An 11,059-nucleotide genomic window follows, 5' to 3' on the forward strand; every position below is an offset into this window, starting at 1 on the left:
GTTGTTCAATTCAGTTCCGGCTGCCTTGAAAGTTGCCCCCGGAGTCCCGGTGCGCCGCCTGTTTACTGGCTATATTGGCGCTTTAATCTGCTTTTCAAGCCTGCTCGTCGATTTTTGGCGCATCTTCAGCCTTGGCGACCACCACCATCGCAGGACGAACAAGACGATCGTTCAGGGTGTAGCCCTTCTGGACCACAGCCACCACACTGTTGGGCTCGGCATCAGGCGCCGGCACCATGGACATTGCTTCATGCTGCTGGGGGTCGAACGGCTCGCCCACGGGATTAAGCTGCACCACATTGAACTTACCGAGGCTGCCCATAAACAGGTTCAGAGTCATCTCGACCCCTTCGCGAATGGAGGCTACCAGCTCGCCGGCATTTTCGTGCCCTTCAGTGCTTTCAACCGCCTTCTCCAGGCTATCAGCGACTGGCAGGAGCTCCTTCACAAACTTCTCCAACGCGAATTTGTGGGCTTTTTCCACATCAATTTCGGCGCGGCGGCGAACATTCTGCATCTCCGCCTGGGAACGCAGCATTTGCTCCTGGAACTCCTGAGCCTGGGCCTTCAGCGCCTCAATTTCACTTTCCGGGCCGACTTCAGCACTGCCTTCGGTCGCCGTCTCTTCTTCGGGAGCGGCTTCCGCAGCGTCTTTTAGCTCTTCTTCCACCTGTTCGTTACGATTCTCGTCAGCGCTCATGACTACTCCTGCTTGATCGTCGGCGGCCAGACGACCGGCCGGTTAACGTTTGGATTCCGACCACCAGAGGCCGAAAAAAACATGTTTGCGAACGGATATGGGGCCCGTATCCGATGTTTCAACCGTTGCGCACCTCATTCATTCACAAATTCGCCAGCCGATGTTTGCAAACGGAGAAAACCCTGTATATATTCACAGTCACTGTATGTAATCACAGTATTCAGGAATCGAGCGGAGGACCTCTGCATGCTCACACAGCTCACCGTTTCCAATTACGCCATTGCCGAGCGGGTCGAACTTCAGTTTGGAAAGGGCATGACGGCACTTACCGGGGAGACCGGTGCCGGCAAATCCATTGTTCTGGATGCCCTTGGCCTGGCCATGGGCGGGCGCGCCGACGCTGGCGCTGTACGCCATGGCGCCAAACGTGCCGACATCACCGCCACCTTTGACGTGTCCCGCATTGCCGAAGCCCGGCAATGGCTGGAGAACCATGAGCTCGACGACGACAACGAATGCATCCTGCGCCGAGTGATTAGCAAGGACGGCCGCTCCCGCGCCTACATCAACGGCCAGCCCTGCCCCCTTGCCCACCTGAAGGACTTGGGCAGCGCCCTGATGGACATCCACAGCCAGCATCAGCACCAATCGCTGCTGCGCAAGGAAACCCACCGCAAACTGCTGGACGAATTTGCGGGAGCAGAAGGGTTGGAGGAACAAACCAGGAACGCCTGGAAGGCCTGGCATAAAACCCGCCAGCGGCTGACAGAACGTCAACAGAATGCCGACGAAGCGGAAGCCCGCCTGCAATTGCTGCGCTACCAGGTGGAAGAACTGGACCGCCTTGCCCTGGAAGACGGCGAACAGGCAGAACTGGAGAAAGAGCAGGAACAGCTCAGCCATGCCGACACAGTGATGCACAGCAGCCATCAGGCCACCCTGCTGTGCACGGAAGACGAGAATAGCGCAGCCGATCTGGTGCGCCAGGCATTACAGCAACTGGAACAGTTGCCTGTGGAGGTACCGGCACTGGCGGAAACCATCCAGATGCTGAATGAGGCCCAGATTCAGATCACTGAGGCCGGCGACAACCTGCGCCACTTTGTGGAAGATTACGACGCCGATCCAGCCCGGCTGACCGAAGTGGAAGAGCGCCTGAGTGCCATTTACCAGATGGCCCGCAAGCATCGCATCACCCCCGAGGCCCTTCCAGAACTCCACCAAAGCCTGAGCGCCGAGTTGGCGTCGCTGGACGATGGCGAAGGCAGCGTTGAGAAACTGGAAGCGGAGCTGGAAGAACAACGAAGCCACTTCAATACACTCGCAACCGAGCTGTCGAACGCCCGCCAACAGGCCGCTGCCAACCTTGATCAGCGCATCGCGGAGGAGCTCGCCCAACTGAGCATGCCAGCGGTTCAATTTGTAACCCACCTGAGCCGGAACAAAGGCGACGAGCCTGCCCCACATGGTTTGGAAGACATTGAGTTCCTGGTCAGCGCCAACCCAGGCCAGCCCGCACGTCCGCTAGCCAAGGTAGCGTCTGGCGGCGAGCTCTCACGCATCAGCCTCGCCATTCAGGTGGTGGTAGCGCAAACCTCCACCACACCAACACTGGTCTTTGATGAGGTGGATGTGGGCATTGGTGGCGGCACCGCCGAAGTGGTTGGTCGCCTGCTTCGCAGCCTGGGCAGTAATGGACAGGTTCTGTGTGTAACTCATCTCGCGCAGGTAGCGGCCCAGTGCCATCAGCACCTGTTCGTCAGCAAGTTTACGGAATCAGACGCCACTTACTCGAAGATTGAGTCACTGGACGACAATGGCAGGATCAGTGAAGTGGCAAGAATGCTCGGCGGTGTGGATATGACCGAACACACCATTGCCCATGCCCACGAAATGTTCACCAAGGGTCAGGCAACGCATCACTGAACAGTTTGAAAGGTAAGCGTATTCCCCTCTCGATCCTGAGAGTTGTTGGGGCGGGCTAAAAACCCGCCCCCTTTTTTTCTTTTTACCCGGAACAATCCCGAGTGATCAGGACTTGATGGGTTTGACGTAAAGAATCAGGCTGTGATCGACAATCTCATAGCCTCGCTCTTTGGCAATCTTTTGCTGCCGCTCTTCGATAACCTCATCGACGAACTCGATGACCTCACCAGTCTGAGTGCAGACCATGTGATCATGATGATCGTCGCCGGCCATTTCAAATACGGCATGCCCACCCTCGAAGTTGTGGCGCAGAACCAGGCCAGCCGCCTCGAACTGAGTCAGCACCCGGTAGACGGTTGCCAGGCCCACGTCATCACCCTGTTCAAGGAGCTTTTTGTACACATCCTCGGCGCTGAGGTGATGCTCCTCGGAATTCTCCAGTATATTGAAGATCTTCACTCTTGGCAGAGTGACTTTAAGACCGACTTTTCGTAATTCGGTGTTTTCGGATGACATGTTACGATTCACTCTTTGGTGTGCCTCACGGCTTCCGGTATGATGAAGCCGCATGTTAACGGTCAGACCGTGTCACACCTGCCCCTGGCAGGCGATTTCAAGATAGAGGATTTCCCCCGGCGATGCAAAAGCTCACAGCTCTCATTCTAACTCTCATCATGGCTGGCTGTGTTTTCCCAGGCGTATACAAGATCAACGTACAACAGGGGAACATACTGACCGACGAAGAGCTGACATCACTGGCCGAGGGCATGTCCCGCAGCCAGGTTCATTCCCTGCTGGGAACCCCGCTGATGACCAACCCCGTTGACCCTTCGCGGGAATACTATGTATATACCTTCCAGCGCCGCGGTGGCGACATCAAGGAGCAACGGGTCATCGTCTACTATGACAACGACCAGTATTCCCATTACGAAGCCCAACTGCTGGAAGAAACACCCGCCTACTGAGCCCGATTCATCCCTTCTTCTTTGCCCGGTTGAGCCGGGCTTGCTTGGGATCGATTTGCAGCGGCCGGTAGACTTCAACCCGGTCGCCTTCCCGCAACTCGTGGGCGGACGGATTCTTGATCACCTTGCCGAAGATCCCCATATCGTCATTTTCCGGATCGACCTCAGGGAATACGGCGACAATGCCGGAACGCTTCACAGCCTCCACAGCGGTGGTTCCCTCTTCAACGCTCAAGCTGATGATTTCCTGCTTGTCCGGCCTGGCAAAGGCCACCTCAACTCGAATCATTGCTATCCCCCGAGATACACCTGATCTGCACGGCGGCAGAACGCATCCACCATGGTATTCGCAGCCTGATTGAAGACCGGCCCGAACGTCATCCTCGACAACGACCCGGAAAACTCGAACTCCAGCGTAAGAATCACCTTGCAGGCGTTATTCTGCAAAGGCTTGAACTGCCAACGCCCACTAAGGTTGCGAAAAGGGCCATCCACCAGGCACATTTCAATGGTATGCGGCAGATACAACTGGTTGCGCGTAGTCAGCCGGTGACGAATACCACCCTTGGCAATATCCATGGACGCCATGATTTCGTGATCGGTCTGCTCGTGCACCTGGCTGGCCGAACACCAGGGAAGAAAATCGGGGTAGCTGGCAACATCATTGACCAGGTGGAACATGCGTTCCGCCGAGTGCATGACCAGCGCGGTCTTGTCGATCTGATGGGGCATTGGAACCGAACGTCCTACTTGCAAATACGCTTGAATTGAAGACCCTGCAAAGGTAGCGCCCCTTTAAACGGGACGCCTATATCAGACGCTATGATAAAGGATATCGCCGTTGTTGGGGTCACTTTCCTGCCCAGCCGGACCGTTCTTACCGCTTTCCTCTCCCCGCTTGGTTCCTGGCTCGCCACTTGCGTCGGCATCATCGGCCTTGGTGTTCGTATCATCCGCATCGGGCGCGGATGGCGTCATTGAGCCCGGCGCCAACTCTGCGGAAGGTTCGCACCACAAACCGTTGCTGCCGCTGTCGCACAGAGCCACCAGCGACGTGGCGGTGTACTGCAAGCCGATATACGCTACCACCAACGGCAAAACCAAACGCATCACCCAGAACCAGATACGCCCAATCAGGCGTGGCGCCTTTCCGAGTATGGTGAAGGTCAGATTACGGGTCAGGTACCAACCTACGAAGACGGAAATCAGGATACTCACCAGCGGAATCAGCAAGCCACCCGTGACCAGCTCCAGCCAGCGAAACAAGGTGCCACCGGCAAAACGCTCGTCGGACCACAGATTGAAGGATAGCAACGACCCAAGCCCCGCCAGCCAGGCTGAGCTGCCCATCAAAAAGGCGGACAAGCCCCTTGGCGCGCCCGTCCACTCCTGAAACCAACCGACCACCGGCTCAAGCAATGAAAGAGACGTCGTCCACACAATCATGACGATGACCAGAAACACTGCCGCCACCAGAAACTGACTGCCCGGCAGATCCGCCAGGGCCACCGGCAACGACAGGAACAGTAGCCCAAAGCCGCGCTCGCCCTCCATGGAATGGCCATCGGGCGCCAACGAATAGATCGCCAATCCGGCTCCGATGGCAATCAGGGTATCCATCAACACAACGGCCAGCACAGAACGCTTAAGACGAGTGTCCGCGGGTGTATAGGCACCGAACAGGGTCCACACGCCCATACCGAGCCCAAGAGTGAAAAACGCGTGAAACAACGCCGCCCGCAAACTGTCCAGGGTCACGTCGGCAGGGCGAAAATCCAGCATGAAGCCCGACGCACTGCGGAAATCCCCGCTCCAGGCAGCCAAGCCACAGAGCGCCAGCAAAATCAGCATCATTGCCGGCGCCACAACCCGCACCACACGCTCGATACCGTCCACCACGCCCTGCATCGACACCCACACCACCAGTAACAGGAAGAACCCGTGCCAACCCATGAACACACGATAGTCCCGTGAATCCGACACCAGCGCCGAGAGGATACCCGCGGCCTCCGCCTCCCCGGCACCCATAAACCAACCCATGGCGCCATAGAACACGTAAGCCAGAGCAATGGCACCGAACACCGCGGTAAAGGAAAGCACCAGGAAGGCTGCCAGCACCCCCAGCCGGCCAGCCCACATCCACACCCGGGACCGCCGCGCGCTGCGAACGAAACCATCCATCGCCAGCACCAAACCATGGCGGGCGTATCGCCCCATGGCGGATTCGGTCACCATCAACGGCAGCGTCACCAATAGCAGACACGCCAGGTACAGCAATATGAACAACCCGCCGCCATGCTGGCCGGCCAGGTAGGGGAACTGCCACACGTTCGCGAGGCCAAAGGTTGCCCCGGTCGCGGCCCAGAAAAAAGTGGTTGGTCGGGTCCACGACCCGATTGGTGTTTCGTATGGAGTAGGCATTCCATTCCCTGACGACATCTCAGCGCACATTGTAGCGGAGGAATCACAGCCCATACGACCATCGACTCAGTCAATCGCGCCGATTTCGTGACCAGTCTGGTACTACTGGGCTACAATGCGCGCTTTTCCGGCACGATTACGCACGGTAAATTTTCTGTCCGACTCCGGATCAACGATTCATGAGCAAGAAGAAACCCGGCGCCCCGAGCGCCACCATTGCCCTGAACAAAAAGGCAAAACACGAGTATCACATCGAGGAACGCTTTGAGGCGGGCCTGGCCCTGCTCGGTTGGGAAGTAAAGTCCATCCGTGCCGGCAAGGCACAGCTCACCGATGCCTACGTGCTGCTCAAGGACGGAGAGGCCTGGCTGCTGGGGTCCCACATCATCCCACTGACCGCCGCGTCAACCCACGTTATCGCGGACCCGACCCGAACCCGCAAACTGCTGCTGCACGCCAAGGAAATTGCCAAAATCGTCGGCAAGGTTAACCAGGCAGGCCATACCTGCATTCCGCTGGCCATGTACTGGAAGAAGAACAAGGTGAAGTGCGAAATTGCCCTGGTGAAAGGCAAGAAACTCTTCGACAAGCGCGCCACCGAGAAAGAACGGGACTGGAACCGGCAGAAGCAACGCATCCTCCGCGAAACCAACGTCTGATCCTGCAGCCGGGCACCAGGCCCGGCGCACTCGCCCAGCAACTTATGTCGCATCTGCATCCTCTTTTAGGCCCTCCCTGATCGGCCTATACTCGATCCCTTACCCCAATCCGCATACGGACAGCGGCCACCCAGGGACAGACGGGAACTAAAGGGAGCAAGTGATGACACGCCGACAAACACCCATGTCCGCAGTAGATCGCTCGTGGCTACGTATGGAATGCCCCGAGAACCCCATGATGATTTCAGCGGTGCTGGTGTTCGATCAGCCCATTGCCCTTAAGCGCCTCAAACGCACGCTTGACGAACGCTTTCTCACTTTCCAGCGCTTCCGCCAGCGCGTCGTTACCGAAGGCGACCGCGTTTACTGGCAGGACGACCCACTCTTTCATATCGACAACCACATTCACGTTCTGGCCCTGCCCGGCGACGGTGGTAAACAGGAACTGCAGACATTGACCAGCGACCTGACCAGCACCTCGCTGGACTTCAGGCGGCCACTCTGGCAGATCCACTATATCGAGAACTATCAGGGCGGCTGTGCATTGCTGGTTCGCATCCATCACTGCATCGCTGACGGCATTTCACTGGTGCGTGTGCTGCTCTCGCTGACCGATAACTCACCGGAGCCTAGGCTCAGTCGGGTATCGACATCCAGCCATCCCAAGCCCCACGCACCCCAAGGTTTACGCCAGCTCGCCAGTCGCGCGTTGCACAATGGACAAACCGCCATCGACCAGGCCGGGCTTTTTCTCAAATCCGTCCGTAACGAGCCGGGTTACCCGTTCAAACTGATCACAACCGCCGGCAACATCGCTGTCGACCTGCTCAAACTGGGCCTGACCCCGGCGGAACCAGACACCTGCCTGAAAACACCCCTGAGCGGTCGCAAGCATGTCGCCTGGGCTGACCCCCTGAGCCTGGCCGAGGTGAAGGTGTGTGCGAGGGCCCTGCGCGGCACCGCCAACGATGTACTGCTATGCGCTGCCGCCGGCGCGCTGCAGCGGCATTTTATCGCCACTGGCGAGGCTACCCCGGAGTGCGGCATTCGCGTTGCCGTGCCCTTCAACTTACGCCCTATGAGGCAACCCATCGAAACCCTGGGCAATCAGTTCGGTCTGGTACTGGTTACCCTGCCCGTGGAGGAAACCGACCCCGTGATGCGGTTCCGCCAGGTACAGGAAAACATGAACCGCCTCAAACGCTCCTACCAAGCACAGGTAACCTACAGCCTGCTGGACCTGTTCGGGCGCGGCCCGGATGTCCTGGAACGGCGGGCACTATCCATGCTCAGCAACAAGGCTTCTGCGGTACTCACCAACGTGCCGGGCCCGAAAGAACCCGTGTACCTGGCAGGAGCAAAGCTCACCCAACCCATGTTCTGGGTGCCCCAAAGCGGCAATATCGGTATCGGCCTGAGCATTTTCAGCTACGCCGGCACCGTGCAGTTTGGCATCACCATCGACAAGAACATCAAAGCCGACCCCGAAGGCGTGATGGGGCATTTCCGCAACAGCTTTGCCGAACTCCTGGATGCGGCTCTGCACAGTAGCGAACAAAGCACAGCCCGTGTTGCAGGCTAATAGGTACAACTGACCAACCAACACCACAAAACAAAACCAGGAAAACCTTGAAGTTGGCGGAACCAGCCACATATACTGTCGGTAAGGGGACGACATGGCTTCGACGCCGGTGGCGAACCCTTGGGTGCATGTCGAGATGGCAGCCAATCTCGTTAATCCAAAGCTGCAACGCAATAGTCGCAAACGACGAAAACTACGCACTAGCAGCGTAAGCTGCTAGTCGTCCTGACCGGGTCGCCCGTAGCCCGGAAGCAACATCTCAGGACGTCATCGCTTACGGGATGCTCCGTTTTCCAGAGTTCACTGGCTAACGGCTAAGATTTAAAGAACTCGGTTCTTGCACCCTGGCTCTCGGGTCGCTTGAACTTAAATCAATAGAGAGACGCTAAACATGTAGACCTCAAGGCTGAGTGCTGGCGGACGCGGGTTCAATTCCCGCCGTCTCCACCAACCAAAGAGAAAAAAGCCCCTGATTTCAGGGGCTTTTTTTTCGTTTTCAAGACCATATAACAAAGGACTGTCCACCAAATGTCCACATGGAAAAAGTCTTGGATATTGAGAATATGGGAACGGATTGGCGCTCCAATGAAAGCGACAAACCACCTACACGACACTCGAATATTTCGCGCAGCGGTATACGGCCCGGTGATAATCGGTGTGATGCTCGCATTAGTCGTGGTATTCCCCCAAAAAAATAGACACGCCCCATCAGTTAGCTCCCTCGAACTCTATCGGAGTCCGGTAACCAAGGCTACTGTGGAGCCGTTGGGCATTATAGAAGCGCTCAATATAGTGTTTTATATGATGTCTCAGTTGGCGAAGCGTGACGTAGCTGGTGGCGTGCAGCAATTCTCCCTTCAAGCTTTTGAAGAACGATTCCACCTCGGCGTTGTCCGTGCAATACCCCGGACGGCTCATACTGTGACGAACCTGATGGCGTTTGAGCATGTCACGCATTTTCACGGCTCTGAACTCGGTGCCGCAATCCGTATGCAGCAGGAGCCCTGGTAACGGCGAACGGTCAGCCATGGCCTGCCTGAGAGCACCACGAGACAGGTCACTGTTCAGGTTGGCTTCCAGCTGCCATCCGACAATGCGCCGAGAGTACAGATCCAGAACTACCGCCAGAAATACATTCTTCCGTCCCATCTTGATGTAGGTAACATCGCTGCTCCACTGCTGATTCACCGTCACCGGTTTATCCAGGGTCAGACGGTGGTTCGGCCAGGCCTTAAGAACCGCTCTTCGGGTGAGCAGCCTGCGGTAGATTCTGTGAGTCCGAGCCTTCATGCCCCAGACCTGCATCAGCCGGGCAACCCGATTCTCACCCACCCGAACACCTTGGCGTTTGAGGGCGCGATACACTTTCGGGCTGCCATAGCGGCCCTCGCTCTCATTGAATACCCGCCGTATCTTAAGCAGCAGTTCCGCGTTCTCAGAAGCCCGCTTACCGGGCTTGCGATTCACCCAGGCGTAATACCCGGAGCGTGAGATGTTCAGGTAACGGCACAAGGCCTTTACGCCGTGTTCTCGTTGGTGTTTCCAGACGAACCGGAACGCTTCTGTCGTTCCTCGGCCTGAAAACGTTGAAACTTTTTTAGGACGTCATTTTCCTCCTGAAGCTCTGCTATCTGGCGCTTCAATCGGTTGATCTCATCCTGCTCACTAATCTTCTTCTTGGCTTCCGCTGGCGCTCGCTTGACCCGTTTCATGGCGAATTTCCCCTCACGGTGTTCCTTACGCCAGCGTGACAGCATCATCGGGTGAATATCCAGCGCTTCGGCTACGCTCTTCACACTTCGGTGGGCTTGGTGACTCCACTCAACGGCTTTGACTTTGAACTCGGTCGTGTACTTCTCGGTTTTCTTGCCAGTCTTTATCGCAGGCATCGGTTCTCTCCTTCGTCGGAGTTATCGATGCGTGTCTACTGAAGTGGGGGAAGTGCATCGGCTACTTGCGGTCCCCGATAGAACCCAACTGGACACTCCAAGGCTTTAACAACTTTATTGCTCTGTTCAAACTACCTATTGGCATCGCAGGGATAGCAATACCTCTAGCAGTGTCAACGCCAGTTTAAAAGTGACCCACTTATCGGCAATATCGCCGGTTGAAAACTGACCCACCTTTGGCGTTTAAGTGTTGGTTAATAGTTCTTGGCTGCTGGCTGAGATTGGTGCGATGCCAGCCGTTTTCTTATCCTTCAGTCGATAGCTTTCTCCCCGGATCTGGACGATATGCGCGTGGTGTAACAACCGGTCCAATAGTGCAGCCGTTAATGTAGTGTCGTCGGCGAAGGCGCTGGCCCACTGCGAGAACGGCAAGTTACTGGTGACGATGACACTGCCTTGCTCGTAGCGTTTGGCGATGACATTGAAGAACAAGTTGGCTTCCTCACGACCAAACGGCAGATAGCCGATTTCGTCAATGATCAGTAGCCGTGGCGCAAGAATGCTACGTTTCAGGTACTGATCCAGACGCTCCTGTTTCCGCGCAGTGGCCAGTTGCAGCATCATGTCAGCAGCGGCAATAAAGCGCGTTTTGATGCCTTGGGCAACGGCCTTATGACCCAGGCTAATGGCCAAGTGGCTTTTGCCGACGCCACTGGGGCCCAGTAGTACCACATTTTCCGCCCGCTCTACGAAGGCCATACTCGTCAGTTCATTGAGCTGTTTGCGGGGGCCCCCTCTGTCAGCCTAGTTGTCCAGTTGGCGATCTCGCCTGAGTTTCACTAGACGGGGGCGGCATGGGAGCATTCATGCCACGCTATTCCGAAGAACGTAAAGCCGCAGTCCTGAAGAAGCTGTTA

The 11,059-nt window shown here is 56.7% G+C and carries 10 protein-coding genes, 1 other RNA gene and 2 pseudogenes; 5 read left to right on the plus strand and 8 right to left on the minus strand.

The window, feature by feature from the left end; all coding sequences use genetic code 11:
• Positions 1 to 94: 94 nt before the first annotated feature.
• Positions 95 to 700: a nucleotide exchange factor GrpE gene (gene grpE / locus AC0B60_RS15725; RefSeq protein ID WP_465086825.1), complete on the minus strand. Its 606-nt coding sequence runs from the start codon at positions 698 to 700 to the stop codon at positions 95 to 97.
• A gap of 246 nt (positions 701 to 946) precedes the next feature.
• Here grpE and recN point away from each other — a divergent pair, with 246 nt between their 5' ends.
• The gene (gene recN, locus AC0B60_RS15730) at positions 947 to 2,626 is read left to right on the plus strand and encodes a DNA repair protein RecN (protein ID WP_465086826.1); all 1,680 of its coding nucleotides are present in this window, start codon (positions 947 to 949) and stop codon (positions 2,624 to 2,626) included.
• Between the two features lie 105 nt (positions 2,627 to 2,731).
• Here recN and fur read toward each other — a convergent pair whose 3' ends face one another.
• Positions 2,732 to 3,142: a ferric iron uptake transcriptional regulator gene (fur, locus tag AC0B60_RS15735; protein WP_285356174.1), complete on the minus strand. Its 411-nt coding sequence runs from the start codon at positions 3,140 to 3,142 to the stop codon at positions 2,732 to 2,734.
• A 122-nt stretch (positions 3,143 to 3,264) separates the two neighbouring features.
• Between fur and AC0B60_RS15740 the strand changes: the two genes are divergently transcribed.
• On the plus strand, positions 3,265 to 3,591 hold the full coding sequence (locus AC0B60_RS15740) for an outer membrane protein assembly factor BamE (RefSeq protein ID WP_465086827.1): 327 nt from the start codon (positions 3,265 to 3,267) through the stop codon (positions 3,589 to 3,591).
• 7 nt (positions 3,592 to 3,598) lie between these two features.
• On the opposite strand, the gene AC0B60_RS15745 is transcribed toward AC0B60_RS15740, so the two are convergent.
• The 3 genes from AC0B60_RS15745 to AC0B60_RS15755 form a co-directional block, all read right to left on the minus strand.
• The gene (locus AC0B60_RS15745; RefSeq protein WP_465086828.1) at positions 3,599 to 3,880 is read right to left on the minus strand and encodes an RnfH family protein; all 282 of its coding nucleotides are present in this window, start codon (positions 3,878 to 3,880) and stop codon (positions 3,599 to 3,601) included.
• 2 nt (positions 3,881 to 3,882) lie between these two features.
• On the minus strand, positions 3,883 to 4,323 hold the full coding sequence (locus AC0B60_RS15750; protein WP_465086829.1) for a type II toxin-antitoxin system RatA family toxin: 441 nt from the start codon (positions 4,321 to 4,323) through the stop codon (positions 3,883 to 3,885).
• 81 nt (positions 4,324 to 4,404) lie between these two features.
• Complete coding sequence (locus AC0B60_RS15755) at positions 4,405 to 6,012, minus strand: sodium-dependent transporter (protein ID WP_465086831.1); 1,608 nt, start codon at positions 6,010 to 6,012, stop codon at positions 4,405 to 4,407.
• Positions 6,013 to 6,191: 179 nt separating this feature from the next.
• Here AC0B60_RS15755 and smpB point away from each other — a divergent pair, with 179 nt between their 5' ends.
• From smpB to ssrA, 3 genes are all read left to right on the plus strand, one after another.
• Positions 6,192 to 6,671 (plus strand): SsrA-binding protein SmpB, encoded by a 480-nt coding sequence (smpB, locus tag AC0B60_RS15760; RefSeq protein ID WP_007153125.1) that lies wholly within the window; start codon positions 6,192 to 6,194, stop codon positions 6,669 to 6,671.
• A gap of 163 nt (positions 6,672 to 6,834) precedes the next feature.
• Complete coding sequence (locus AC0B60_RS15765) at positions 6,835 to 8,253, plus strand: wax ester/triacylglycerol synthase family O-acyltransferase (RefSeq protein ID WP_465086832.1); 1,419 nt, start codon at positions 6,835 to 6,837, stop codon at positions 8,251 to 8,253.
• Between the two features lie 85 nt (positions 8,254 to 8,338).
• Positions 8,339 to 8,703, plus strand: a transfer-messenger RNA (tmRNA) gene (gene ssrA, locus AC0B60_RS15770).
• A gap of 258 nt (positions 8,704 to 8,961) precedes the next feature.
• Here the strand turns inward: ssrA and AC0B60_RS15775 are convergent.
• From AC0B60_RS15775 to istB, 3 genes and pseudogenes are all read right to left on the minus strand, one after another.
• Positions 8,962 to 9,786, minus strand: a pseudogene (locus AC0B60_RS15775) (IS3 family transposase); the annotation flags it as partial.
• Positions 9,771 to 10,142 carry a transposase gene (locus AC0B60_RS15780; RefSeq protein ID WP_465086834.1) on the minus strand — a complete coding sequence of 124 codons (372 nt, stop codon included), beginning with the start codon at positions 10,140 to 10,142 and terminating at the stop codon, positions 9,771 to 9,773. The gene AC0B60_RS15780 and the pseudogene AC0B60_RS15775, both read right to left, overlap by 16 nt.
• A gap of 243 nt (positions 10,143 to 10,385) precedes the next feature.
• Positions 10,386 to 10,937: pseudogene (gene istB, locus AC0B60_RS15785) on the minus strand (IS21-like element helper ATPase IstB); the annotation flags it as partial.
• Positions 10,938 to 11,059 lie beyond the last annotated feature (122 nt).

The sequence above is a fragment of the Marinobacter sp. V34 genome, from assembly GCF_055524115.1.